Source organism: Ruegeria sp. HKCCA5929 (genome assembly GCF_013034525.1).
Lineage (GTDB): Bacteria > Pseudomonadota > Alphaproteobacteria > Rhodobacterales > Rhodobacteraceae > Ruegeria.
On the sequence record NZ_WQGE01000001.1, the window covers coordinates 890,189 to 913,106 of the forward strand.

The 22,918-nt window shown below is 56.6% G+C and carries 25 protein-coding genes; 11 read left to right on the top strand and 14 right to left on the bottom strand.

Going from position 1 to position 22,918, the window contains the following annotated elements; genetic code table 11:
- Window positions 1–45 precede the first annotated feature (45 nt).
- On the top strand, window positions 46–834 hold the full coding sequence (locus GOV90_RS04435; RefSeq protein ID WP_171090736.1) for a lytic transglycosylase domain-containing protein: 789 nt from the start codon (window positions 46–48) through the stop codon (window positions 832–834).
- A 199-nt stretch (window positions 835–1,033) separates the two neighbouring features.
- Window positions 1,034–1,945, top strand: coding sequence for a hypothetical protein (locus tag GOV90_RS04440; RefSeq protein ID WP_256367913.1), 912 nt, complete (start codon window positions 1,034–1,036; stop codon window positions 1,943–1,945).
- A gap of 35 nt (window positions 1,946–1,980) precedes the next feature.
- Here the strand turns inward: GOV90_RS04440 and GOV90_RS04445 are convergent, their stop codons facing one another.
- Window positions 1,981–2,724 carry a DUF3445 domain-containing protein gene (locus GOV90_RS04445; RefSeq protein WP_171090740.1) on the bottom strand — a complete coding sequence of 248 codons (744 nt, stop codon included), beginning with the start codon at window positions 2,722–2,724 and terminating at the stop codon, window positions 1,981–1,983.
- 122 nt (window positions 2,725–2,846) lie between these two features.
- Here GOV90_RS04445 and dddP point away from each other — a divergent pair, with 122 nt between their 5' ends.
- The gene (dddP, locus tag GOV90_RS04450; RefSeq protein WP_171090742.1) at window positions 2,847–4,190 is read left to right on the top strand and encodes a dimethylsulfonioproprionate lyase DddP; all 1,344 of its coding nucleotides are present in this window, start codon (window positions 2,847–2,849) and stop codon (window positions 4,188–4,190) included.
- 10 nt (window positions 4,191–4,200) lie between these two features.
- Here the strand turns inward: dddP and GOV90_RS04455 are convergent, their stop codons facing one another.
- Window positions 4,201–4,395 carry a hypothetical protein gene (locus GOV90_RS04455; protein ID WP_171090744.1) on the bottom strand — a complete coding sequence of 65 codons (195 nt, stop codon included), beginning with the start codon at window positions 4,393–4,395 and terminating at the stop codon, window positions 4,201–4,203.
- A gap of 281 nt (window positions 4,396–4,676) precedes the next feature.
- Between GOV90_RS04455 and GOV90_RS04460 the strand changes: the two genes are divergently transcribed.
- On the top strand, window positions 4,677–5,891 hold the full coding sequence (locus tag GOV90_RS04460; RefSeq protein ID WP_171090745.1) for a bifunctional alpha/beta hydrolase/OsmC family protein: 1,215 nt from the start codon (window positions 4,677–4,679) through the stop codon (window positions 5,889–5,891).
- A gap of 33 nt (window positions 5,892–5,924) precedes the next feature.
- Here GOV90_RS04460 and GOV90_RS04465 read toward each other — a convergent pair whose 3' ends face one another.
- From GOV90_RS04465 to GOV90_RS04475, 3 genes are all read right to left on the bottom strand, one after another.
- A complete protein-coding gene (locus GOV90_RS04465) occupies window positions 5,925–6,254 on the bottom strand; it encodes a hypothetical protein (protein ID WP_171090747.1) in 330 nt (109 codons plus the stop codon).
- A gap of 12 nt (window positions 6,255–6,266) precedes the next feature.
- Entirely contained in the window at window positions 6,267–6,827 is a 561-nt protein-coding gene (locus GOV90_RS04470; protein ID WP_253284690.1) for a hypothetical protein, read from the bottom strand.
- 153 nt (window positions 6,828–6,980) lie between these two features.
- Entirely contained in the window at window positions 6,981–7,313 is a 333-nt protein-coding gene (locus GOV90_RS04475) for a hypothetical protein (protein WP_171090748.1), read from the bottom strand.
- An 88-nt stretch (window positions 7,314–7,401) separates the two neighbouring features.
- Here GOV90_RS04475 and purB point away from each other — a divergent pair, with 88 nt between their 5' ends.
- The 4 genes from purB to GOV90_RS04495 all read left to right on the top strand — a co-directional run bounded on the left by purB (window position 7,402) and on the right by GOV90_RS04495 (window position 11,847).
- Window positions 7,402–8,706, top strand: coding sequence for an adenylosuccinate lyase (gene purB / locus GOV90_RS04480; protein ID WP_171090749.1), 1,305 nt, complete (start codon window positions 7,402–7,404; stop codon window positions 8,704–8,706).
- Window positions 8,707–9,084: 378 nt separating this feature from the next.
- Complete coding sequence (locus GOV90_RS04485; RefSeq protein WP_171090751.1) at window positions 9,085–9,633, top strand: hypothetical protein; 549 nt, start codon at window positions 9,085–9,087, stop codon at window positions 9,631–9,633.
- A 69-nt stretch (window positions 9,634–9,702) separates the two neighbouring features.
- The gene (locus tag GOV90_RS04490) at window positions 9,703–10,797 is read left to right on the top strand and encodes a flagellar motor switch protein FliG (protein WP_171090753.1); all 1,095 of its coding nucleotides are present in this window, start codon (window positions 9,703–9,705) and stop codon (window positions 10,795–10,797) included.
- A 126-nt stretch (window positions 10,798–10,923) separates the two neighbouring features.
- Window positions 10,924–11,847 carry a lysophospholipid acyltransferase family protein gene (locus GOV90_RS04495; protein ID WP_171090755.1) on the top strand — a complete coding sequence of 308 codons (924 nt, stop codon included), beginning with the start codon at window positions 10,924–10,926 and terminating at the stop codon, window positions 11,845–11,847.
- On the opposite strand, the gene GOV90_RS04500 is transcribed toward GOV90_RS04495, so the two are convergent.
- A complete protein-coding gene (locus tag GOV90_RS04500; RefSeq protein WP_171090757.1) occupies window positions 11,848–12,549 on the bottom strand; it encodes a thioredoxin family protein in 702 nt (233 codons plus the stop codon).
- Between the two features lie 225 nt (window positions 12,550–12,774).
- On the opposite strand from GOV90_RS04500, the gene acnA reads away from it, so the two are divergent.
- The 3 genes from acnA (at window position 12,775) to GOV90_RS04515 (ending at window position 17,926) form a co-directional block, all read left to right on the top strand.
- Window positions 12,775–15,465: an aconitate hydratase AcnA gene (gene acnA, locus GOV90_RS04505; protein WP_171090759.1), complete on the top strand. Its 2,691-nt coding sequence runs from the start codon at window positions 12,775–12,777 to the stop codon at window positions 15,463–15,465.
- 117 nt (window positions 15,466–15,582) lie between these two features.
- The gene (locus GOV90_RS04510) at window positions 15,583–17,085 is read left to right on the top strand and encodes a BCCT family transporter (RefSeq protein WP_171090761.1); all 1,503 of its coding nucleotides are present in this window, start codon (window positions 15,583–15,585) and stop codon (window positions 17,083–17,085) included.
- A 139-nt stretch (window positions 17,086–17,224) separates the two neighbouring features.
- Complete coding sequence (locus tag GOV90_RS04515; RefSeq protein WP_171090763.1) at window positions 17,225–17,926, top strand: SDR family NAD(P)-dependent oxidoreductase; 702 nt, start codon at window positions 17,225–17,227, stop codon at window positions 17,924–17,926.
- Between the two features lie 25 nt (window positions 17,927–17,951).
- Here GOV90_RS04515 and GOV90_RS04520 read toward each other — a convergent pair whose 3' ends face one another.
- From GOV90_RS04520 to secF, 8 genes are all read right to left on the bottom strand, one after another.
- Window positions 17,952–18,491 (bottom strand): DsbE family thiol:disulfide interchange protein, encoded by a 540-nt coding sequence (locus GOV90_RS04520; protein WP_171090765.1) that lies wholly within the window; start codon window positions 18,489–18,491, stop codon window positions 17,952–17,954.
- Window positions 18,484–18,642, bottom strand: coding sequence for a heme exporter protein CcmD (gene ccmD, locus GOV90_RS04525; protein ID WP_171090767.1), 159 nt, complete (start codon window positions 18,640–18,642; stop codon window positions 18,484–18,486). Before ccmD ends, GOV90_RS04520 begins: the two co-directional genes overlap by 8 nt.
- The gene (locus GOV90_RS04530) at window positions 18,639–19,412 is read right to left on the bottom strand and encodes a heme ABC transporter permease (protein WP_171090769.1); all 774 of its coding nucleotides are present in this window, start codon (window positions 19,410–19,412) and stop codon (window positions 18,639–18,641) included. Before GOV90_RS04530 ends, ccmD begins: the two co-directional genes overlap by 4 nt.
- Before the next feature lie 61 nt (window positions 19,413–19,473).
- Window positions 19,474–20,130: a heme exporter protein CcmB gene (gene ccmB / locus GOV90_RS04535; protein ID WP_171090771.1), complete on the bottom strand. Its 657-nt coding sequence runs from the start codon at window positions 20,128–20,130 to the stop codon at window positions 19,474–19,476.
- The gene (gene ccmA, locus GOV90_RS04540) at window positions 20,127–20,741 is read right to left on the bottom strand and encodes a heme ABC exporter ATP-binding protein CcmA (protein ID WP_171090773.1); all 615 of its coding nucleotides are present in this window, start codon (window positions 20,739–20,741) and stop codon (window positions 20,127–20,129) included. The genes ccmB and ccmA overlap by 4 nt, the downstream gene beginning before the upstream one ends.
- 97 nt (window positions 20,742–20,838) lie before the next feature.
- Entirely contained in the window at window positions 20,839–21,192 is a 354-nt protein-coding gene (locus tag GOV90_RS04545) for an Mth938-like domain-containing protein (protein ID WP_171090775.1), read from the bottom strand.
- 12 nt (window positions 21,193–21,204) lie between these two features.
- Window positions 21,205–21,957 carry a sulfite exporter TauE/SafE family protein gene (locus tag GOV90_RS04550; RefSeq protein WP_171105292.1) on the bottom strand — a complete coding sequence of 251 codons (753 nt, stop codon included), beginning with the start codon at window positions 21,955–21,957 and terminating at the stop codon, window positions 21,205–21,207.
- Window positions 21,950–22,918, bottom strand: a complete 969-nt coding sequence (gene secF / locus GOV90_RS04555; protein WP_171090779.1) for a protein translocase subunit SecF — start codon at window positions 22,916–22,918, stop codon at window positions 21,950–21,952. Before secF ends, GOV90_RS04550 begins: the two co-directional genes overlap by 8 nt.

The window sequence follows — 22,918 nt, forward strand, 5'->3', positions numbered from 1 at the left end:
CCCAGCTACGCTGACTTCAGACTTCATCTCAAACGGATTGTGCCCATGTTTCGCCTTGCAGCTATCCTCGCTTTGTCACTGACCTCGCCTGTTTTGGCCGCGCCCTGCGGGAACACTAGCGCCGGGTTTGAAGCGTGGAAAGCCGATTTTGCGAAACAGGCACGTAAGGCCGGGGTCAAGAAAAAGGGGCTGCAAGCACTGTCGCAAACACAATACGCAACGCGCACCATTGCAGCAGACCGCAACCAGAAAAGCTTCAAATACTCGCTGGACAAGTTCATGCGGGTCCGCGGGGCAGACACAATCGTGGCGCAAGGACGTAAACGCAAAGCCGCCAACCCAAACTATTATGCAGCCTTCGAGCGCCAGTACGGTGTGCCAGCTGGTGTGCTGATCGCCATTCATGGCATGGAAACCGGCTTTGGCAGTTTTATGGGTGACAGCCAGATTGTTTCCGCAATAACCACTCTGGCTTATGATTGTCGCCGATCCGAGTTCTTTATTCCCCACGCAATTGGGGCACTGAAACTGGTGGATATGGGCAGTATCACAATGGCGACAAAAGGGGCAAAACATGGCGAATTGGGCCATACTCAATTCCTGCCCGGCAACGCGCTGACCTATGGCGTCGATGCCACTGGTGACCGGCGTGTGGATTTCTACAATATGACGGACGCTCTAGCCTCAACCGCGAATTTTCTTCGTAAGAAAGGGTGGAAACCCGGTCGCGGTTACCAGCCCGGAGAACCAAATTTTCGTGTTTTGCAGCAGTGGAACGCGGCCTCTGTGTATCAGCAATCCATTGCCATCATGGCCACCCGAATCGATCAATAGCGTCGCCGCACGGAAAACACGCGCCACGCTCGTTTTCGCCACATTTCCGCCACAGTGACAAACAAAAGCCTTTAGTTTCTTGGTTTCCAAAGCGTAATCAATCGCGGGAAAATTTCGTTTTTTTGCATTTTTCGCCAAATTCTCCCCCAGAACGGTTGCTAGAGTGTCTTTCGAACAATGCTTGAATAAGGACAAAGCAGTGGCTCGGAAGCATAGCTACCATGGCGGTCTGCAATTTGATGGTGACGCAACTGGCGCGCTCGAGCGCTTTGGAACCATCGTTGCGACAACGCTTGAGGACTACGGCCATCTGGTCGAGCGCAAAGCGCTGCTCAGCTATTCCGAGGCCAGCATCGTCTCGAGCCAATATCTGGTTCGGCTGACGCTGGATACAGGCACACCCGAGCAGGAAGACCGATACGAGCGCATGGATCGCGCCGCGGGGCTAAAAACCATAACAAAGCCCCGCGTCTCGCATCCTCAGAACCGGCTTGTGCTGTCAGTCACCCCCGTGTCGCCGATACTGGATGATACCGAAATCTCGGAACTGATGCTGGTGGTCATCTTGTATCGCATGGTCGACATCTGCTCGACCCGGCGCGTTGAATGGCTGTCACCGCACACGGTGCTGACGGTCGAACAATTCATGAGCGCTTTCGATACCCTGACCCCAAGTCGCGAAACGCGAGACAGAAAACAGATTTTTCAGTCCCTGACCGGTCAGTTCGCCGACGTCAAAATGCCTGAACTGGATGACAACATCACTGCCCTGCACGCTCCGACGGCTCGGCCGATCCAGCTTACGGATGAACAATTGCTCAGCATCGCGTTCCGCAATGATGACGCCGCTCCATCTGATCAGGCAGCGCCTAGTACTGATGTGGCGACAGATGACGAACGACCAAGCGATATTCTGCGTCTCAGCAGCTGGTGTATGACAGGCGTTCTGGCCAGCGTTTCTGCACCGATCGCCTTGTCGATGACTGCAGTCAACCTGATCCGGGGCGAAGATTTCCGCCTCAACACTCAAGTGCTAGTGTTCACGTTTGCCATTGTCGCACTGAACGCCAGCAACGCGTTTGCCGACGTTGCCATCGCCTTGGGCATGTAACCAAATTACCAAGACCCTCCTTGGAGGCCCCGCCGTCAGGCGGGGTTTTCCATTTCTGCAACCGCATGCGCAGCCAGAACATACGTATGGATGGAAAACACGACCGCATTCGTCCTGGGCAGGCGTAACATGGTTTGTCGCTCACTCCGAAGATATGAGTCCTGTTGCCGGTCCCGAATTTCCCGCGGTGCGTGCACACTGCGGGGCTGGAATAGCTCGGGATCTTCATACCAGAGGGCATTGAAACGCCACAATGGGCGCCCGGGCTGAATGCCATCGAACAACCGCTGAACCCTCTTCGCAATACTGTCGTCATAGCTTTCGACGGGCACGTGAATGTCGATCAGTGGCCGCATGAATTTTTCCGCCAAACGCCAGCTGGCTGGAAAGCACAGGATCGCGCCGGTCAGAACATGCTCATCCCCGCGCTTTTGAAGAATGCAGAAGTCTTCCTGCACCAGCCTGCACAACGTATCCAACGGTTGACTGTAGTCGATAGAAACCATTGCACCATCGGGCCTGACAACCGTCTCCTCAGCTGAGGGGTAGACTTGGGCCAACACCAGCTCCAGTAACTCGCGGGCGGCAGGTTCCGCCTGTGGATCAAGGGCCAGAACATCGTCTCGATGGTCAAAAAGCAGCTCTTCACGACGTTGCATCTGACCAGAAAATGCATCGTCCTGATGCAGCCAGTTTTCCAACGTCGTCGGTTGTATTCCCGGCAAGGCACGCGGGCTTCGGACATCGTACGGAATTGTGTTTTGCAGAATCTGCCTCATGACAAAGGCTTAGCATGCCCCAGACAACGTGTCGGTCGAAAACGACAACCTCGCGGTCGCATTTTTTTCAGACGCTGTAGATCGGCACATTAGTTTTGCCAAAGCACATAACGAGGCCAGCCATGAATCATCACTACAGAGACACGCGCAAAATTGATCCCAGCAAAGGCGCAACTTTGGGCGATGGCACTCCGAATGACAACGACCGGATTGAAATCGGACCGACACAGCTGGCGTTTGACGAATGGGCCGCTGCCGGGCTGGAATTGCCCAACCTGACCCGTATGCGGGAACATCGCTGGAAGCGGCTGACGCAAGCTGTTGTGGATCGCGGGTATGGCGGCGTGCTGATGTTCGATCCGTTGAACATTCGCTATGCGACCGACAGCACAAATATGCAGCTGTGGAACACGCATAACCCGTTCCGTGCCGTTTTGTTGTGTGCCGACGGGTACATGGTGATTTGGGACTACAAGAACTCGCCCTTCCTCAGCACGTTCAACCCACTGGTGCGTGAACAACGCTCAGGCGCGGACCTGTTTTACTTTGACCGGGGCGACAAGGTCGATGTGGCGGCGGATGTGTTCTCGAATGAAGTGCGGGTGCTGATCGAAGAGCACAGCGGCGGCAACAAACGCCTTGCCGTTGACAAGATCATGCTGCACGGCCTGCGCGCGCTTGAGGCGCAAGGGTTCGAGATCATGGAAGGCGAAGAGCTAACCGAAAAGACCCGCGCCGTCAAAGGACCGGACGAAATCCTTGCGATGCGCTGTGCCAGCCATGCGTGCGAGACAGCCGTAGCTGAAATGGAGAAGTTTGCCCGTGCCAATGTGGGCAATGGGAAGACCTCAGAAGATGACATCTGGGCTGTTCTGCATGCGGAAAACATCAAGCGCGGCGGGGAATGGATCGAAACCCGCCTCCTGGCCTCGGGCCAGCGAACCAACCCGTGGTTTCAGGAATGCGGCCCTCGGATAACGCAGCAGAATGAAATCATCTCGTTCGACACCGATTTGATCGGATCCTACGGAATTTGCATAGACATTTCGCGCAGCTGGTGGATTGGCGATCAAAAACCACGGGCGGACATGATCTATGCCATGCAGCACGCACATGAACACATCATGACCAATATGGAGATGCTCAAACCCGGCGTAATGATCCCGGAACTGACGGCAAATTCCCACAGGTTGGATGACAAGTTTCAGGCGCAGAAATACGGCTGTCTGATGCACGGCGTCGGCCTGTGTGACGAGTGGCCGCTTGTGGCCTATCCCGATCAGGCTGTCAAAGGATCCTACGACTATGCACTGGAGCCCGGAATGGTTCTGTGTGTCGAAGCTTGCGTTGGCGAGGTTGGCGGTGATTTCAGCATCAAGCTTGAAGATCAGGTTCTCATTACCGAGGACGGCTATGAGAACCTGACAAAGTACCCGTTCGATGCCCGCTTAATGGGGGCAGAGTGAGGCCAACGCCTCACTTTGACCAATGCGACCGGCGGACATTGCCGTGCCAGTCTTCCAGGATCGGTTCGTCTTGAACCTGTGGCCCGCTCATGTTTGCGGGCCAGGACTGTCCAGCGACAAAGCCTGTGACACCGGCCAGTAGCAACGCGATGATCCACAGAGGGTGCATCACAGGGGTGCGGGCGGTGATTTCTGCGTGTGACATGGGTATCTCCTTGGTCGACAACTGCGATCCATAGATGTGCCTCAACAGAATATAAGTAAAATGAATGTTTAATTTACATAACATCACGATACGTGATGCATTAAGTGCAGGTTTGTAAGACCGCCCTCTCAATCTTTATGCTTGGCCAGATGATGTTTCACAGGTGAGAAAACGCGCACAAAGTTCTCACCTTCACGTGACGCGACTGACATAAGGGTTGAGACCGGAGCAACATAAACCCACTATTGTCGGTGTTCCCCCAACCCATTCAAGGAGCCGACATGCCCACGGAACGCATTACCTTTGCCGGACATGACGGCAGCCAACTGGCCGCGCGTCTTGACCTGCCGGACGGTCCGGTGCTGGCGACAGCGCTCTTTGCCCATTGCTTTACATGTTCCAAGGATATCCCAGCGGCCCGACGTATATCTGCCCGACTGGCCGCCATGGGGATCGCAGTTCTGCGCTTTGACTTTACCGGGCTGGGCCATTCCGAAGGAGAGTTCGCGAACACGACCTTTACCTCGAATGTCGAAGACCTGATTGCCGCCGCGCAATACCTGGCCGGACGGAATATGGCCCCAGCCCTGTTGATCGGACATTCGCTGGGCGGCGCAGCGGTTCTGCGTGCGCGGGCGGGCATTCCGTCGATAAAAGCCGTGGTGACCATCGGGGCTCCGGCAGACCCAAGTCATGTCTCGCATCATTTCGAAGCCGCTTTACCGCAGATTGAGCAGGACGGCAGTGCCGAAGTCACGTTAGGCGGGCGTCCTTTCCGCATTGGCAAAGCCTTTGTAGATGACATCGCGCAATCTGCCTTGTCGGCGTCCATTGCTGAACTCAAAGCTGCGTTGTTGATCCTGCACGCACCGCGGGATGAAACCGTCAGCATCGATAACGCAAGCACGATTTTTCTGGCGGCAAAACATCCCAAAAGCTTTGTGACTCTCGACCATGCCGATCACCTGATCACACGTGCTGAGGATGCCGAATATGCGGCTGATGTGATAACCGCTTGGGTTTCGCGTTACGTAAAGCTTTGCCCACCCGCCCCGCCACCCGGTGCCCCGGAAGGTGTTGTGCGTGTCACCGAGGCTGACCCAAGCGGCTTTATGCAAGATATTCAGGCCGGACCCCATCACCACGCGGTCGCGGATGAGCCGGTCTCGTACGGCGGTACAGACAAAGGCATGTCCCCCTACGGGTTTGTATCCGCTGGTCTGGGCGCTTGCACATCCATGACGATCCGGATGTACGCCCGACGCAAGCGCTGGCCCCTGACAAATGTCAGCGTTGATGTCTGTCATGACAAAGTGCATGCGCAGGATGCAGGTCTGGCCAATGAGGGCAAAGTGGATCAGTTTCGTCGGAAAATCCGGCTGACCGGTCCGCTGGATCAGGCGCAAAAACAGCGCCTGCTTGAGATAGCTGACAAATGCCCGGTACACCGAACGCTGGAAGGTTCCGCCCATATCACAACCGAGCTTCTGCCGTAAAAAAAGGCCGCCTGTCTGGCGGCCTTGAATTTCTTAGCGGCGCGGTGATGGCCGATGAATGGGTGGCCGTGCGGCGGGTGGACGCGCCGTCGGCGGCCTTGGCCGTGCAGGCGGTTTGGCAACCGGCGGTTTCGGACGATCAGGACGAACCGGTCGGTCGGGCCGGTTTGGTCGATCAGGCCGGTCGATATCGATGTTGACGTCTCGACGGTAATAGTCGTTCCAAAGCATCGAGTCGTAGAACGGGTCGTACCCATATCCATACCCAACGCCAACCGAGACGCCTTCACAGGCCGACAGGCCAAAGCTTGCTGCGCCCAGCCCAAGTGCAAGAGAAATCCGTCTGATCATTTGAAAATTCATCGCACCCTCTCCTTACTGAAGCGACCGGAACGACGCGAAGACTGCGTTCAGATCGTCAGCATAGTCCGGATTCGCACCATCGCGCAGGATGGCCACGGCAACTGCAACGCGGCCCCGCGGCAGGTCAATAAGCGTTGCTGTAAAGCTGACCCCCCTGCCTTCGCGGCGTCCGGTGCCCCGGAACACCTTCGCAGGCAATCCTCCGATACGTGTGTCGCTGGTGCTTGTAACGGTTGGATCGTTGACCAGAAACTTGTCGATATCCTGCAAGTAGCGGACACCATCCTGAATGGATGCTACGCCGTCTGGCGAAACAAACCCCATCCAGACTGTATCGTCTGTCACTGGGCGCATCCCCATGACGCGGGACACTCCGCGCGTGTCACCCAGCTCGGAATCCTCGATCTCTCGCGCGCCACCAGTGCGCAGCACCCAAAAGTCAGGGACACTGAAACGAAACAACGCACGACCATCTTCTGTGTACGTCACCGGAGTATCGGCCGTCACTGACCCTGCCGCGCCAAGCCACACGGCAGCGCACGCGGCCAGCAATGATCCTGAAAATAAACGCATATCTCAATAACCTGATGATTTCCTCAAACGCAGCTTGACCCTTCCAGACGCAGTTTGTCCAGTACCGGCACGCAAAGACCGGGCGGATTACGACCCCGCATGTGAGCTTTCAAAGCGCGGTTGCCGTCGCCGACGGGGTTAGAAATCGCGCCTCTATTGCGCGTAAACGCCGTCTGTCTGACCGCCTGCATCATCGACGAACCGGATAGTATCCTCATTGCGGAAGACATCGTAACAGGCCCACAAATCTGAAGGTGGCCAGATCGAACAATACTGATCCTCGCGCACGGCCCAGCGCCCGGCGCTTGGCCCACCCGAGAAGTACTGCGTGCTCATGCTGGCCTCGAAGGTTTGCCAAACCCCTGCACCATATTCGAGCTTCTTATCTGTCAGCGCGGCCAGAATTTCGTCACCTGACAATTTCTGAAAGCCATCTGCGGCCAAAACACCCGGCCAAAGGGCCAAAATCAGGGCAAACCGTCTCATAGGCGCTCTCTCTTCTTGTTCCCTGCTGCACACAGGGCTAAACCCCGCGCCAACGCCTCATCCCAATCACAAAAAGGTGCTGCCGCCAATGATTCCTCGTTATTCCCGCCCTGACATGGTCACCATCTGGTCGCCCGAGAGCAAGTTCCGCATCTGGTACGAGATCGAGGCACATGCTTGCGATGCCATGGCCGATCTGGGCGTCATCCCGCGCGAAAATGCTGAGGCCGTGTGGAAAGCCAAAGACGTGGAGTTCGACGTAGCCCGTATTGATGAGATTGAGGCCGTCACCAAACACGATGTCATCGCCTTCCTGACCCATCTGGCCGAGCATGTGGGCAGCGAAGAAGCCCGTTTTGTGCATCAGGGCATGACCAGTTCCGACGTGCTGGACACCTGCCTGAACGTACAACTGACCCGCGCCGCTGACATACTGATCGCCGATCTTGAAGGTCTTCTGGCCGCGCTCAAGCGCCGCGCGATTGAACATAAGGACACTGTACGCATCGGTCGTAGCCACGGCATCCATGCCGAGCCGACCACGATGGGCCTGACCTTTGCCCGCTTCTACGCCGAGATGGACCGCAACCTGTCGCGGATGCGGGACGCTCGCGCGGAAATCGCAACCGGCGCGATCAGCGGCGCAGTTGGCACCTTTGCCAATATCGATCCGCGCGTTGAGGAACATGTCTGCGACCAGATGGGATTGGTGCCTGAGCCGATCAGCACGCAAGTCATTCCGCGTGACCGCCACGCCGCGTTCTTTGCGACTCTGGGTGTCATCGCCAGCAGCATCGAAAACATCGCCATCGAAATCCGCCACATGCAGCGAACCGAGGTGTTGGAAGGGGCCGAGTTTTTCTCGATGGGTCAGAAGGGTTCTTCGGCTATGCCACACAAGAAGAACCCGGTTCTGACCGAGAACCTGACAGGTCTGGCGCGCATGGTCCGCGCAGCCGTGATCCCGGCGATGGAAAACGTTGCGCTCTGGCACGAGCGCGACATCTCGCATTCTTCGGTTGAACGTATGATCGGGCCGGACGCCACGATCACGCTCGATTTCGCGCTGGCGCGGCTGACTGGCGTGGTCGACAAGATGCTGATCTTCCCAGAAAACATGATGGAGAACATGAACAAGTTCCCTGGCCTTGTGATGAGCCAGCGGGTTTTGTTGGCGCTGACCCAAGCCGGGGTCAGCCGTGAAGACGCATACGCCATGGTCCAACGCAACGCGCTGAAGGTCTGGGAACACCGGACCGACTTCAAAGAAGAGTTGCTGGCAGATGCGGATGTCACCGCTGCGCTCAGCCCTGAAGAAATCGAAGAAAAATTCGACCTCGGCTATCACACCAAGCATGTCGATACGATCTTTGCCCGAGTGTTCGGCGAATAATTCTTAAGCGATCAAGCAGTTCAGGGGCCCGGTTCGCACGCAGCGATCCGGGCCTTGTTCTTTTGCCAGATCATCAAAAATCGGTTATCTTGTCCGCGCATTCCTGAACAGGAGAAGCTTGATGATCCGGACTTTGATTTGCGCATTGGCCCTTGGCTGCTCAGCCTCTGTCGCTTTGGCCTGCAGCGCCCATACTGAACAAACGCAGTCCTGCGCGCCGGGAACACAATGGGACGCCGAGGCCCATAGCTGCATAAAAACCGTCAATAGCTGAGGTTTTTCTTTCCTACTTGTGAATAAAAGCGACAGCGCAATTGTTAGCCTTTTATCAAATCGCGCTATGCTTGATCAGAGCAGCCCAGAGAACGGAGTAGGAAAATGCGCCTTGTTTTAGTTTCAGCTATTGCCCTTCAGGCTTTTGCCTTCGCACCGGCTTTGTATGCAGCCGGCGATGGTGGCAGCACCACGACCCCACCAAAACCAACGAACACGACCAAGAGGTGCCTTTTTGGCCGCGTCTACGACAAGGACGCGGGGCGTTGTGTCAAACCGAACAAGACCAATTTCACCGATGATGAACTGTATGACGCCGTGCGCGAGCTGGCTTATGACGGGCAATTCGAGAACGCTCAGAACATTCTTCGCATCATGGATCAGGACGATGATCGCGTCCTGACATATTGGGGTTTTACCTACCGCAAAATGGGTGAGCTTGAGCTAGCAAACGTCTTCTACACCAATGCCATCAACTCTAACCCCGACAACATCCTCGCCCGCAGTTACATGGGACAGGGCTTTGTCGCCGAAGGCAGAACCGATCTTGCGATCGAGCAATGGCGCGAGATCAAAGCACGTGGTGGCGAAGGAACCTGGGCCGAGGCATCGTTGCGTGAAGCCATCCGCACCGGGCTGACCTATAACTACTAAACTTCAAGGTTATTTAACCCGATTCTCCGTAATCTGCCTGTGGTTCAGAAATTTTGGCACCACAGGCAGATGCAGGACACAAACGCATTGATACAAGCGGCACCCGGGGCATCCGCTCCGCTTGCCACAGGGAATGACGACACACCGCGACTTGTTCCCAGGACATTGACCAGCCGCCAGAAGGCCGCGGTTGTTGTGCGCCTTTTGCTCAACGAAGGCGCGGATCTTCCTCTGGAAGAACTGCCAGATGATCTGCAAGAAAGGCTGACTCATCAACTTGGCGAGATGGGGCTGGTGGATCGTGTAACTCTGGATGCCGTGGCGCAGGAATTCAGCGAGGCTTTGAATAACCTTGGGCTGGCGTTTCCGCACGGGCTGGCAGGGGCACTGGATGCAGTAACCGGAAAGATCGCGCCCAAAACGGCGGCCCGCCTGCGCAAAGTGGCGGGGGTACGTCAGGTTGGCGATCCATGGCAAAGACTGCGCGACATCCCTGCCGAGGATCTTGCCGCCATGGCTCAGGCGGAAAGCACCGAAGTGGCTGCTGTGATGCTGTCCAAAATGGACACCGCACAGGCGGCTCAGATGCTGGGTCATATGCCCGGCCCGGTGGCCCGTCGGATCACTTACGCAGTTTCAAAGACGGCAAATGTCACCCCCGAATCGGTTGAACGAATTGGCTGGTCTTTGGCAGCGCAATTGGATCAGCGTCCGGCTCAGGCGTTCGATGACGGCCCCGGCGCGCGTGTTGGCGCGATCCTGAACCAGTCTGCGGCTGCAACGCGTGACGATTTGCTGAATGCACTGGATGAGGATGACGCCGCTTTTGCCGATCTCGTGCGTCAATCAATCTTTACCTTTGCCCATATCTCCAGCCGTATCGCAGCCCGCGATGTTCCCGCCATACTGCGCGAAGTGGACCAACCCGTTCTGGTCACGGCCCTAACCGGAGCAGCCGCCGATGATGACAAAGCATCGGTCGAGTTTCTTTTGTCCAACATCTCGTCCCGCATGGCGGATAATTTGCGCGAAGAGATGGGCGAACGTGGACGCGTCAAGCAATCTGAAGCTGAAGACGCGATGACACAGGTGGTTGGTGCCATTCGGACATTGGCTGATGCAGGAACAATCGCTTTGGTCGATCCCGAAGAAGAGGCCGGATAGCACTTAAGTCAAGATTATGCGCCGCGATCCGTCCACTTTGATCGGCACCTTGCTGAACGCTTGAGCTTACCAACATCGGCCTGTATGTCTGGCACAGAACTTCGCAACACGCGGTGAGATGCCTCCATGCCCGTCGAAAAGTCGGAGCTCAGCAAGTTTGAGCTTGGAAAATACTATGTCACCAATCTGGTCCTTCAGGGGATTATCGGGGCAATGCGCCTGCTTCCTTATGAGCGGCGCATCGCGACCATGGGCGCGATCATGCGATCACTGGCCCCGGTGGTTGGTTTTCGCACACGTATCCGTCGCAATCTGAAGCTCACCTGCCCTGACCTGTCCGACGCCGAGGTCAAAAAGATCTGCCGTGATGTGCCGGACAATGCAGGTCGGGCGATCATGGAGCATTTTTCGCCAGAGGGCTTCACCGAGCGTCAGAGTACAGCAAAGATTTCAGGCCCAGGCATTGCCGCCTTTGATGCAGCAGTCGCCGAAGGGCGCCCGGTCATGATGATTACTGCGCATTTTGGCCACTATCTGGCCGCGCGCATTGCCCTGCAAAAACACAGCGGTCAGCCGATAGGCTGCCTGTATCGCAGGATGGCAAACCCTTATTTCAACGACGCTTACGTAGAAGCCTTCTACAAGACCGGCGCCCCCATGTTCGAACAAGGACGTCGGGGGATGGTTGAAATGGTGCGAACGCTGAAAAAGGGTGGGATCATTGCCATCGTGTCTGACCTTCACGCCATGGGGGGCGAAGAACTGATGTTTTTCGACAAACCCGCCGTGACCTCTGTGCTGAACGCTGAACTCGCGATGAAATACAAGGCGGAACTCATCCCTTGCTACGCTGTGCGTCAACCCAATGGCATAGATTTTGAGATCATTCTGCACGATCCGGTTCCACATACGGACCCGAAAACTATGACCCAGTTCACCAATGATGACCTAGAGAAGATGGTGCGCCAGTATATGGGTCAGTGGTTCTGGATTCATCGCCGCTGGAAGCATTGGAACGGGCTTGGCATTGCACCGGACGAGATGCCTTGATCACTTCACGCGCGTTGCCGCAACAATAGGGCCGTGGCCTGCGCGTTGAACCAAAACAACCGTCGGAAGGTCTGATCCAAGTTGGGCTGAGAAGGTTTGTGGTGCGACGCCGTCCCATTGCCCGGCGATCTGCCAGGTTTCCACCACATTGGCATAGTCCAAGTCGTGCCCAGCCAGCTCTCCACGACGGATCGAGGCGTGGCGCATGGGCGAATACTGGACGACACGAATGTCATAGGTCTCGCCCTCCGGCAATTCCACTGGCATGACTTCCACAGTCACTTCATCCGCTGTTCGGATTGCGATCACCGAAGCCTCGGGCACTGCCTTAAGATGCGCATTGATCAGGCGGTCGAGCTCTCGAGATTGGGCACCCACAATGTCATGCTGCCCGTTGATCACCATCTGCGGCGTATAGATCATCGAGCGCCCCCCTTCCCGGGCATAAGCGCGCTGCCGTGTGGTGTGGTCCGGGTCAGCGTATTCATCCTTCCACCCAATGTAGTCCCAATAGTCCACGTGCAGCGCCAAGCCGATGACGTCGTCTCGCTTGGCCAGATCATGCATCAGCCGGTCCGCCGGGGGACAAGACGAACAGCCTTGTGACGTAAACAATTCAACCACCACAGGATCATCCTCGGCCGCGACTGATGCAGCTAGGAAAAAGGACATCAGGGCAGTCAAAATGGCGGATCTGAACATAAGAACTCTCGATTTCGGCGGTTGGGATTCAGCAATAGCTGCTTCGCTGTTCAACGACCAATCAAGGTTTCTTGAGGCGCAGGTGCACATTTGCCTCATCAATGTGTGCAATGGTATACAAAATTGCTCCCTTTGTTCTTGTTCTTCCTTGAACGAAGGGGTTTGGTGATACAGATAACAGACAGCGAATCCCATTGCCCAAGTCATTTGAGAGGGAGGCCACTGATGCCCATCAGAGTCGGACAGGACACTGCCAAGACACGCCGTAGCCTAAGCGTGAACGGCAAATCCATTTCATATTATTCCATCCCCGCCGCCCAAGAGGCCGGTCTGGGCGATTTCTCGAAACTTCCAGCGGCACTGAAAGTCGTGCTGGAAAACATGCTGCGGTTCGAAGATGACGGCTTTTCAGTCTCTGTCGAAGACATCAAAGCATTCGCCGAATGGGGCGTGAACGGTGGGAAGAACCCGCGTGAGATAGCGTACCGCCCTGCCCGCGTGCTAATGCAGGATTTCACCGGCGTTCCGGCGGTCGTGGACCTTGCTGCGATGCGCGACGGCATCAAGGGACTGGGCGGCGATGCACAGAAAATCAACCCGCTGAACCCGGTTGATCTGGTCATCGACCACTCGGTCATGATTGACGAATTCGGCAATCCCCGCGCTTTTCAGATGAACGTGGACCGCGAATACGAACGCAATATGGAACGCTACCAGTTCCTTAAATGGGGCCAGTCGGCGTTCAACAATTTCCGTGTCGTGCCCCCCGGAACCGGTATCTGCCATCAGGTAAATCTGGAGTACCTCGCACAGACGGTCTGGTCAGACACAGACCAAAACGGGGATGAGGTCGCTTATCCTGATACGTTGGTCGGCACCGACAGCCACACCACCATGGTCAACGGCATGGCCGTTCTGGGCTGGGGCGTTGGCGGCATCGAAGCCGAGGCCGCGATGCTGGGTCAGCCGATCTCGATGCTGATACCCGAAGTTGTGGGTTTTGAACTGACGGGTTCGATGGTCGAAGGCACCACCGGTACAGACCTTGTTCTCAAGGTCGTGGAAATGCTGCGCGAAAAGGGCGTTGTTGGTAAGTTCGTCGAGTTCTACGGCGAAGGCCTGGACCGCCTGCCGTTGGCCGATCGCGCGACCATCGCCAACATGGCACCAGAGTACGGTGCGACCTGCGGCTTCTTCCCCATCGACGGCGAGACCCTTCGTTACATGCGCAATACCGGCCGCGACGAGGACCGTCTGGCGCTGGTCGAAGCCTATGCCAAGGAAAACGGCCTCTGGCGCGACGCGGACTACGCTCCGATCTACACCGATACCCTGACGCTGGACATGGGCACGATCGTTCCGGCGATCTCGGGCCCGAAGCGCCCGCAGGACTATGTTGCCCTGACCGACGCCAAGGCGGCCTTTACCAAGGAAATGACCGAGACCTTCAAACGCCCGATGGGCAAACAGGTCGAAGTCAAAGGCGAAGAATACGGCATGGAGTCGGGTAAGGTCGTGATTGCTTCGATTACCTCCTGCACCAACACCTCGAACCCTTATGTGATGATCGGCGCTGGTTTGGTGGCGAAGAAAGCACATGAACTGGGGCTGAACCGTCAGCCTTGGGTCAAGACATCTCTCGCCCCCGGTTCGCAGGTCGTGTCTGAATACCTCGAGGCCGCCGGTCTGCAACAGCATCTGGACGCCATCGGGTTCAACCTTGTTGGTTATGGCTGTACCACCTGCATTGGGAACTCGGGCCCGATCCAGAAAGAAATTTCCGAGGCAATTGCCGAGGGCGATCTGGTCGCCACGTCGGTCTTGTCCGGCAACCGCAACTTCGAGGGGCGTATTTCACCGGATGTCCGCGCAAACTATCTGGCCTCACCGCCACTGGTGGTGGTTTATGCACTGGCCGGCACGATGGATATTGACCTGACCTCGGAACCGATCGGTCAGGACAAGGACGGCAATGACGTCTTCATGAAAGACATCTGGCCGACCCAGAGTGAAATCGCTGAACTGGTCGAGGCCACTGTGACCCGCGAGGCGTTCCAATCAAAATACGCCGACGTGTTTAAAGGCGACGAGAAATGGCGCGGGGTCGAAGTTCCACAACAGGAAACCTACAACTGGCCGCCGACCTCGACCTACATTCAAAACCCACCCTACTTTCAGGGCATGGGTGCCGAGCCGGGCACAATCTCGAATATCGAAGGGGCCAAGGTTCTGGCAATTCTGGGCGACATGGTCACAACCGACCATATCTCGCCTGCCGGGTCTTTTGCGACGACCTCGCCCGCTGGCCAGTATCTGATCGAACGGCAGGTGCAACCGCGTGAGTTCAACTCTTACGGCTCGCGTCGCGGCAATCACGAGGTCATGATGCGCGGCACATTCGCCAATATCCGCATCAAGAATGAGATGCTGGAGGGCGTTGAAGGCGGCTACACCAAAGGCCCAAATGGCGAACAGACCTCGATCTACGACGCGTCGATGGCCTATCAGGCGAACGGCACGCCGTTGGTGGTGTTTGGTGGCGAGCAGTACGGCGCGGGCTCAAGCCGCGATTGGGCGGCCAAAGGCACTGCGCTGTTGGGTGTGAAGGCCGTCATCGCCGAAAGCTTTGAGCGTATCCACCGGTCAAACCTGGTTGGCATGGGCGTCATTCCGTTCGAATTTACGGGGGGCGACACACGCAAGACGCTTGGCCTGAAAGGGGATGAAACCGTCTCAATCCACGGATTGGATTCAGTTGAGCCCCTGCAAGAGGTGCCCTGCACAATCGTTTATGGCGACGGAAGTGAGAAAACCATCACCCTGAAATGCCGCATCGATACCGCACCCGAGATTGAATACATCGAAAATGGTGGCGTGTTGCACTATGTGCTGCGCAACCTTGCGAAGGCATCGTGACCAGACAGCATAACGTGCGAATTAACCCCCCGGCCAAGCGCCGGGGGTTTTGTTTTCTGGCCATTCATTCGAAAACCTGAAACTGTTGGGCAAGGTCATTCACGGAAGCCACGCGCCATGCAAAAACCAAACGCCCTGCTGGTTTGTTCCCTCAGTGTCATTGCCGTGATCGGGATATGGGGGGTTGTCGACATCCAGAGTTTGGTGACCTGGGCCAGTGGTATTGTCCAACAGACCTTCCATAGCCGGGGATGGTTTGTGATGCTTGCCGCCTCGGGCATGTTGATCGGGTGTCTGGTTCTGGCGTTCTCGAAATACGGGAACATTCGCCTTGGTCGCGACGACGAAGAACCTGAATTCTCCATCGCCACATGGATTTCGATGTTGTTCTCAGCCGGGATGGGGGTCGGTCTTTTGTTCTGGGCGGTGGCCGAACCATTAACCCACTTCAATTTCATCTCAGGCATGGCACCCGATTACATCGCGGCGCAGCAGGCCATGCTGGCGACCAACTTCCATTGGGGTTTGCACGCTTGGGCCATATACGGATCAACTGCCCTAACCATCGCCTATTTCAGCTTCCGGCGCGGCTCTGGGATGATGGTTAGCGCACCGATCATAAGCCTGTTTCCCGGTGAACGCTGGGCCGAACGTGTCGGATGGCTTTCAGACTTCATGGCGATCATTGCGATTGCCATTGGCGTTGGTGGCTCAATGGCCATGGGCGTCTTTCAGGTCGCAGACGGAATCGCGGTGTTGGGAGGCCGGGAAACGGTCGGTGCATTTTTGATTACCGTCGTGTTTCTGGCAATGGTCGGAGCTTACGTCCCTGCGCTTTTGATTGATCTGGGGCAAGGCATGGCGCGCTTATCTAACGCTGCCATGCTGATTGCGATCGGCCTCGTGGCCTACACCATCATTCTTGGCCCAACTGAATACCTTTTGAACACTGTGGTTCAGGGGTTTGGCGACTATGTCACCAATGTCATCCCACGCGGCTTTCAAACCTTCACGTTTTTTGGGGACGACGTCACCAGATGGTTCAGCGACTGGACCCTCACCTACATGGTCTGGTGGATCGCGTGGGGGCCTTTTGTGGGCGTCTTCGTGGCGCGCATCTCTCGTGGTCGAACGATACGAGAGTTCGTGATCGGGGTACTGTTCGCCCCCACTCTGTTCTCAATCCTCTGGTTCGGCGCGTTTGGCGGTATCGGACTTTTCGAGGCGCTCAACGGGGCCGGCGAACTGTTGGCCTACACGCAGACAAACATCGAACGCGTGACCTTTGCCCTGCTCGACCGGCTGCCGCTGTCCCTGATGACAACGCTTGCAACGGCACTGGCTGCGTTTTTGTTCATTGTGACAAGCGTTGTCAGCGCGGCATTTGTTCTGGGCACCTTCTCGACCGGTGGCGACGAGAACCCGCCCCCCCGCGTACGCCTGATCTGGGGGGCGTTACTAGGATTATTGAGCGTTGCGATGATCCTTTCAGGTTCTGTGGACTCGGTCAAAATTCTGATTTCACTGGGCGCTTTGCCCTTTGTCTTCATTTCAGTCCTGCTGATGGTCTGCCTGTTCCGCGGCCTAAGAGAGGAGGGCCAGCACGATGCTGATCGGTGATCTCACAGATACTCTGATGAACCTGGTAACCTTTGCGTTCATCGCGGCGATGATCTGGATTCTGCTGCGCAGCTGACGCTTTTCCAAGGCGACCAGATTAAGCGTTGAAACACATCCACTTTACAGATTTGGTGTGCCTATGGACAAAGTTGCATTGATAACCGGCGGCGCCCGAGGGATTGGCCGGGCAATCGTCGAAGACCTTGGTCGAGATCACAAAATTGCGTTTACGTGGTTAAACAGCGCCCCCGATTTGGATGTGTTGGACGGCGACGTTCTGGCGATACGCTCAGACCTGACGCAGCAAGATCAGCCCACTCGCGTGATTGATCAGGTCATCGCACAGTTCGGACGGCTGGATGTTATTGTGAACAATGCCGGGCTTGTCCGCCCAACGCCTAAAGAAGCGTTCAATTTGCAGGATCACAGAGACATCCTTGACCTGAATTTGCTTGCACCCGTGGCCCTTCTGACCGCCGCCCTGCCCCACCTGCAAGCCGGGGCATCCATCGTGAACATCTCGTCCATGAACGCGACCCTCCCACCGCGCGATGCCGCGACCTATGGGGCCAGCAAGGCTGCGCTCAACCTGTGGACCCGTGCCATGGCCAAGGAACTGGGTCCGCAGGGTATTCGGGTCAATGCGATTGCCCCAGGCGCGATCAACATCCCCGAGGCTCCGCGCTCAGACGATCTGACGGAACTTTTTGTCAAAGACACCGCCCTTGGCCGGGTTGGCGCGCCGGAAGACATTGCAAAAGTCGTGCGCTTTCTTGTCTCGGACGAAGCGGGGTTCATAACCGGTGAAGTCTTAGGCGTCACCGGGGGCTATCGGTTGTAATTCTAGCTGATGCAAAATGAGGGCGTTATCCGCCCGCAGCCTTTTCTAAGGCAGGGCGGATCGTGTTTTCGATCACACGCTGCGTAATAGGCCCGGCAAAACGCAGGATGATGGTGCCATCACCGTTGATCACATAGGTTTCAGGCACGCCGTAAAGGCCCCAATCCAACGCCATGCGGCCTTGCTCGTCGCGTCCCATCGCAGTGTAAGGATCGCCAAGCTCGGTCAGAAATGCGTCTGCGTTGGCCAACTGGTCCTTGTAGTTGATGCCATAAACCGGAATGCCTTCTTTCGCCAAAGCGTCCAGATTGGGGTGTTCGGCCCGACAAGGGGCGCACCAACTGGCCCAATAGTTGACCAGCTTGACCTCTCCGTCCCGCAGGGTTGCGTCATCGAATGGGGTTTTGCCAGGAAACTCGCTTAGGACCACCGGTGGGGCGGGCTGCCCTTCCCGCGCGGATGGCAGAGCGTTTGGATCGTCGCGGAACATGCCGATTCCGGCCAATACGGCAAAGGCACCAAAAATCAGCGGCGGAGCGATCATCAAGGGCGAAATCTTAGCCATTGCGCGACATCCTTTGTTCGACGTGTTCCATATCTTTGCGCACCTTGCGTCCACGCATCACACTGAACGCAACCAACGCCACCAGAAGAACGATAGACACGGCATAAGACGACAGAACCGCATCAGCATATTTTCCAAGATCGGGAATCATCCGCCCACCCTTTCCCGCGCCATCAGCGCCTTGATCCGACGCGCGCGAATTTCGGTTCCGGTACGGTACAGCACCAATGCGATGAACAGCAGAACAAAGCCGATGATGCAGACCAGCAGCGGATAGAAGAAAATGTTGCTGACCTTTTCTTCGGTGTCTGTCCCGGTCACTGCTGCTGCGCGCATGACAGATGCGCCCTGATGAAGCCCCTGATTCCAGAAGTTCACCGCATAACGGCTGAGGATCGCAAAAACAGACCCCACAAGGCACAGGACCGAGGTCAGGTCGGCCGCCGTATCCGGGTCTTCAATCGCTTCCCACAAGGCGACATATCCCAGGTAGAACAGGAACAGGATCAAAAACGAGGTCAGTCGCGGATCCCAGGCCCACCAGGTGCCCCACATAGGCTGGCCCCAGATCGCGCCTGTCAGCAAAGCAATAAGGGTCATCACAATCCCAATCGGTGCCGCCGCCCGCGCTGCCAGCGCACTGACATGGTGACGTCGTACCAGCCAAACCAACGACGTCGCCAGCATCATAAGCCAGCAGTTGATCGCCATCAGTGCCGCAGGCACATGCAGATAGATGATCTTGACCGTCGACCCTTGTTTGTAATCGTCCGGCGTAAAGAAAAAGCCCCAGATCAGCCCAACGACGATGCAGGCAATCGAGGTGATCCAGAAAAACGGAAGGACACGCTCGCTGGTTGCAAGAAACTTGCGCGGGTTGGCATATTCCCAGAGGGCATTGGCTTTGGCTGCGATAGACATGGGCCCTATCTAGTCCGAGTTGGGGTGGTTCTCAATTGACCTCGGTCAATATTGAGACGGTTCACCGCAGATTGATCCTCAACACTGCCGCGCTTGCGAAGGGCAACAGCGCGATCGTCGCCGCAGTGATGCCTGCCAGCATGAGCAAAGGCGTCTGTACTTCCATGTCCGTTGCGCCGCGACGCGCAACCTCGGCCCCGAAAATCAATGTGGGCACGTATAGCGGCAGCACCAGCAATGATAAAAGCAAACCGCCTCGCTTCAAGCCGACGGTCAAAGCCGCACCAAAAGTTCCGATCACGCTCATCGCAGGGGTGCCGATCAGCAGTGAAATCACCAGCCAGAAAAAACCCGGCACAGGAAGATTGAGCAATACCCCCAGGAACGGAGCGGCTAGAACCAGAGGCAATCCTGTGGTCAGCCAATGCGCCAAAGCCTTGATGGTCACAACCGATTCCAGCGGCAGCGGTGCTGTGGCCAGCAAATCGAGCGACCCGTCCTCCCAATCCAAGGCCAGCAAGCGGTCGAGCGACAGCAAACAGGCCAGCAACGCCCCCAGCCAAAGAACACCGGGGGCGATGGTCGAAAGCAGCGAGGATTGTGGCCCAACAGCAAACGGTACCATCACGGTCACGATCAGAAAAAACGCCAGTCCCAGTCCAAAACCGCCGCCTGCACGGAAGGCCAGTTTCAGGTCGCGCAGTAAAAGGGCGATCACAGGAAGCCTCCGTCGAAATCGTCAATGGGTTTGGGTTTGGCTTTGTTGGGTCCCACGTCCAGAACCTCTCCGTCCAGGCCAAGATCGATATGGGTCGCAATAAGGGCCGACCCACCCTGTCCCAGATGGGCCCGCACCGCATCGGCAAACATCTGCACCGCGTTTTTGTCCAACGACACGGTGGGCTCATCCAGCATCCAGATCGGTCGTCCAGTCACCAGCATCCGGGCAAGCCCCAGCCGTCGCTTCTGACCAGCTGATAGATTACCGGCATGGCGATCGGCCAACTCGTTCAGATCAAACGCATCCAATGCGTCTTGTATACCGCTTGTCCCAAAGACCGAGGCCCAGAAGGTCAAGTTCTCGGTCACCGTCAGTGTCGGTTTCAACCCGTCCGAATGCGCCGCATAGGCAATTTGATCTTCGGCACCCTCAATGGTTCCTGCAAGCGGTGGCTGCAAACCTGCCAAAGTGCGCAGAAGGGTCGTTTTGCCGATCCCGTTCGGCCCACGCAAGATCAATGCCTTACCGGGCGGCAGTTGAAAGCTGAGACCTTCCAGCACTGGAATGCCCCCACGCGTGATCGACAGGTCGGATACAGTCAGAGTCATGAAACCCGCTTAGCGGATTGTTTGCAGGGGCAAAAGGCAAGATTTGCCGCAGGGTCGTCGCGACTTTGCCGAGTGGCGATGCCAAAAGGGGAGCCTGTCAAACAGGTATCAACGCAAGCGCGATCCGACGGCCTTCCGAAAGCAACACATTATAGGTGCGGCAGGCGGCAGGTGAGTTCATGATTTCGACACCGATTCCGGCGTCCTCCAGATCGGCACGCAGAGTTTGCGGAATGTGGGACACGTCTTTACCAGTGCCGATAAACAGGACGTCGATATCATCGGCGAGGTTCAGAAGCGATTGAACATCGTCATAGCCGCTCCAGCCCACAGGCCCTGCCGGGCCGGTCAGAACGGCACCTTCGAACACCTCTCCGCCAATACGAAAGAACCCGGGGCCGTAACCGTCCACTGGTTTTGCATCGCTAAAGGTCACTTGGTTCAGACGCATGTCGTTCCTCCGTCAATCCAGGATCGGCAGTCCGGACACCACCGCGATCAAAATGACCGAATAAGCCGCCACGCGATAGATGCGTTCCAGTTTGGGATCAAACACGGCTTTACCGATAAGCGTGGTGATCAGATAGGGCACCCCCAGCAAAAGGACAATCCACAGGATCGACATATCCGCCGCGCCTCTGATCAGGATGTTGAAGACAATCGCAATATCCAGCAATGCCAGGAAGATGATTGTATTGGCGCGAATTTTACGCACGTTCGTTGAACTGGCCAAATAGAAGACAATGACAACCGGGCCGGTCAGGCCAGTCATTCCGCCAACCACCCCAGCGCTGGCTCCGATGGCAAGTCGACCGGGCAGGCCCAGCCGCCCTTCCCAACGCCATCCGGTTATGACAGCAAACAGGGTCAGGCCGATGATACCGCAAGCAATCCAGCGCAGAATGATCGTGTCCACCTGCGCCATAATCCACAGCCCCAGCGGTACGGTAATGGCTGCCGCAATACCCAAAGTGCTGATTTCTGATTTGTCACATTCACGCCAAGCCTGCGGTGCCAGCGCACAGGTCGAAACAATACCTGTCGCTGCCATCAAGAACACCACATCTGCAATTGGCAGGAACTGAGTTGCGACCGGGACAAAGATCATCGCTGTCCCAAACCCTGTGAAGCCGCGGACAAGGCCCGCGGCTCCGATGGTCAGGATTAGCCAGTTCAGGCCCGGCAATGCCAGGGCCTGCTGTAATGCGTCAGGCATCAATGTTGGCAAACTGGTTGCCCGCCGTGTTCGACGGTTTGGACCAGTCGCGCTTGACCCCCAGCCACAACAGGATCGTCGAAGCGACGAAGACCGACGAATAGGTCCCGACGATAACACCCCAGATCATCGCAAAGACGAACCCTCGGATTACGTCTCCACCCAGCACGTAAAGTGAAATCAGCGCCAACAGAGTGGTGACCGAGGTCATGACTGTCCGGCTGAGGGTTTCGTTGATCGAGATGTTCAGAACCTCTTTGAGATCCTTTTTCTTATATTTGCGCAGGTTTTCCCGCACGCGGTCGAACACAACCACCGTGTCGTTCAGCGAATAGCCCACGATGGTCAGAAGCGCCGCGATAATCGCCAGATCGAACCGGATTTGCAGTTCCGAAAAAATGCCGATGGTCAGGATCACGTCGTGCACAAGGGCAGCCACGGCCCCCAGCGCAAATTGCCATTCGAAGCGCAGCCAGATGTACACAAGCACCGCGCCGATAGCCAGCGCAACGGCAATAACCGCAGTCTGGATCAACTCACCAGATACCTTTGGCCCGACCGACTCCACCGAGACAAACTGAATGTCAGGCACAACGGTTTGCAGTGCGCCCTCGACGGCGGTGATCGTGGAGGCCTCAACCGCTTCTGCATCCGCCTGCGCCTGAATTCGGATCATGGCGACGTTTTCGTCCGGGCCGAAGGTCGGATCGAAAATCTCGGTGATCGTCACATCACCCAGCTCCAAAGGCGCAATCGCGTCGCGGTAGAGCCCCACATCAATCGGTTGCGCGCTTTCCGTACGGATCGTTGTACCGCCACGGAAGTCGATACCGAAGTTCAAGCCCTGCAACATGAAAGAAGCAAACGCCACAACCATCATCAGGCCCGAAATGCCCAGCCAGATTTTCCAGCGGCTGAAGAAATCGAACGAGGTGTTCTGGGGTACGAGTTTCAGTCTCAT

Excerpts from the sequence above, each read along its gene's own strand:
- GOV90_RS04445 (WP_171090740.1), bottom strand. The coding sequence starts at position 2,724 with ATGAGGCAGATTCTGCAAAACACAATTCCGTACGATGTCCGAAGCCCG.
- dddP (WP_171090742.1), top strand. The coding sequence starts at position 2,847 with ATGAATCATCACTACAGAGACACGCGCAAAATTGATCCCAGCAAAGGC.
- GOV90_RS04490 (WP_171090753.1), top strand. The coding sequence starts at position 9,703 with ATGCAGGACACAAACGCATTGATACAAGCGGCACCCGGGGCATCCGCT.
- GOV90_RS04455 (WP_171090744.1), bottom strand. The coding sequence starts at position 4,395 with ATGTCACACGCAGAAATCACCGCCCGCACCCCTGTGATGCACCCTCTG.
- GOV90_RS04545 (WP_171090775.1), bottom strand. The coding sequence starts at position 21,192 with ATGCGTCTGAACCAAGTGACCTTTAGCGATGCAAAACCAGTGGACGGT.
- GOV90_RS04520 (WP_171090765.1), bottom strand. The coding sequence starts at position 18,491 with ATGGCTAAGATTTCGCCCTTGATGATCGCTCCGCCGCTGATTTTTGGT.
- GOV90_RS04530 (WP_171090769.1), bottom strand. The coding sequence starts at position 19,412 with ATGTCTATCGCAGCCAAAGCCAATGCCCTCTGGGAATATGCCAACCCG.
- GOV90_RS04495 (WP_171090755.1), top strand. The coding sequence starts at position 10,924 with ATGCCCGTCGAAAAGTCGGAGCTCAGCAAGTTTGAGCTTGGAAAATAC.
- GOV90_RS04460 (WP_171090745.1), top strand. The coding sequence starts at position 4,677 with ATGCCCACGGAACGCATTACCTTTGCCGGACATGACGGCAGCCAACTG.
- GOV90_RS04500 (WP_171090757.1), bottom strand. The coding sequence starts at position 12,549 with ATGTTCAGATCCGCCATTTTGACTGCCCTGATGTCCTTTTTCCTAGCT.
- purB (WP_171090749.1), top strand. The coding sequence starts at position 7,402 with ATGATTCCTCGTTATTCCCGCCCTGACATGGTCACCATCTGGTCGCCC.
- GOV90_RS04510 (WP_171090761.1), top strand. The coding sequence starts at position 15,583 with ATGCAAAAACCAAACGCCCTGCTGGTTTGTTCCCTCAGTGTCATTGCC.
- GOV90_RS04475 (WP_171090748.1), bottom strand. The coding sequence starts at position 7,313 with ATGAGACGGTTTGCCCTGATTTTGGCCCTTTGGCCGGGTGTTTTGGCC.
- acnA (WP_171090759.1), top strand. The coding sequence starts at position 12,775 with ATGCCCATCAGAGTCGGACAGGACACTGCCAAGACACGCCGTAGCCTA.
- secF (WP_171090779.1), bottom strand. The coding sequence starts at position 22,918 with ATGAGACTGAAACTCGTACCCCAGAACACCTCGTTCGATTTCTTCAGC.
- ccmD (WP_171090767.1), bottom strand. The coding sequence starts at position 18,642 with ATGATTCCCGATCTTGGAAAATATGCTGATGCGGTTCTGTCGTCTTAT.
- ccmA (WP_171090773.1), bottom strand. The coding sequence starts at position 20,741 with ATGACTCTGACTGTATCCGACCTGTCGATCACGCGTGGGGGCATTCCA.
- GOV90_RS04550 (WP_171105292.1), bottom strand. The coding sequence starts at position 21,957 with ATGCCTGACGCATTACAGCAGGCCCTGGCATTGCCGGGCCTGAACTGG.
- GOV90_RS04465 (WP_171090747.1), bottom strand. The coding sequence starts at position 6,254 with ATGAATTTTCAAATGATCAGACGGATTTCTCTTGCACTTGGGCTGGGC.
- GOV90_RS04435 (WP_171090736.1), top strand. The coding sequence starts at position 46 with ATGTTTCGCCTTGCAGCTATCCTCGCTTTGTCACTGACCTCGCCTGTT.
- GOV90_RS04470 (WP_253284690.1), bottom strand. The coding sequence starts at position 6,827 with ATGCGTTTATTTTCAGGATCATTGCTGGCCGCGTGCGCTGCCGTGTGG.
- GOV90_RS04485 (WP_171090751.1), top strand. The coding sequence starts at position 9,085 with ATGCGCCTTGTTTTAGTTTCAGCTATTGCCCTTCAGGCTTTTGCCTTC.
- GOV90_RS04515 (WP_171090763.1), top strand. The coding sequence starts at position 17,225 with ATGGACAAAGTTGCATTGATAACCGGCGGCGCCCGAGGGATTGGCCGG.